Source organism: Halorubrum sp. SP3 (assembly GCF_005435195.1).
Classification (GTDB): domain Archaea; phylum Halobacteriota; class Halobacteria; order Halobacteriales; family Haloferacaceae; genus Halorubrum; species Halorubrum sodomense.
Window position 1 is genome coordinate 1 of the sequence record NZ_SGTU01000122.1, and the last position, 826, is coordinate 826.

General features: G+C 58.1%; 1 protein-coding gene. It reads right to left on the reverse strand.

What is annotated here, in order from left to right:
- Nucleotides 1–137 precede the first annotated feature (137 nt).
- Nucleotides 138–689: a response regulator transcription factor gene (locus tag EXE42_RS15765; RefSeq protein ID WP_137706937.1), complete on the reverse strand. Its 552-nt coding sequence runs from the start codon at nucleotides 687–689 to the stop codon at nucleotides 138–140.
- Nucleotides 690–826: the final 137 nt, after the last annotated feature.

Sequence of the window (826 nt, forward strand, 5' to 3'; positions counted from 1 at the left end):
ACGCCGACGGGGTGACCGGCTATGACAATCCGTTGGCGACGGTCCGCTGTGATGTCCTCTCCTCCGATCTGATTCCAGCTACCGTGTCCGAACAGTGGATTGTCTACGTCTGGGCCACATCGGGGCCAGCGCAAGGGTTAGTCCTCAGCGATGGCCGCAAAGGCGTCTTCCGCAGTGAGGTGTTCAAGTGTGTTAGTCAGTTCAGCATCGAGCGCGTCCAACTGGTCCAGGATGGTTTCATACGCGTCTGCCTCCGTGTTCCCGGCCGCTTCAAGCGCGGCCTTCTTTGCGGCAAGTCTGAAGAACTCTTGACTGCCTTTTTCGAGTGTTGCTCGGTGACACAGCACCGCAACGAGTGAGCGTAGTTCGTCTTGGTTGATTGGCTTTCGTCGGTAGGCATCGAACGCCATGTCGGTGATGTCGTCTTTGGGTTCGACCGCGGTTAGCATCGCGACCTGGACATCGTACCCCTCGGCACGGATGGCATCGAGGACTTCGTGGCCGGACATCTCTGGCATGCGCCGGTCCAACAGCACAATATCGATTGTGTCGTCCATACTGTCGAGTGCCGCTTGTCCATTAGTCGCGACGCGAACATCATATACTCCGGCGAGGAACACGCGGTATAGTTCTGCGAGATCCGGGTCGTCGTCGACCACTAGCACGGTCGTGGTTGCCGTGTCGGTCATCGGGCCTGCCTCCTTTTTGAGTCATGCGGGCCTCGTCGTGGCTGCGTGTCTCTGTCCGCATGATATCGGTTCATCACCGCCTCTCAGTGGGGTCGGTGCTAAAACCTTCGCTACTGAGTATCCGTTTTGAGAGCCTG

Bases quoted from the DNA above. Each gene is read 5' to 3' on its own strand.
- EXE42_RS15765 (WP_137706937.1), bottom strand. From the start codon at position 689: ATGACCGACACGGCAACCACGACCGTGCTAGTGGTCGACGACGACCCG.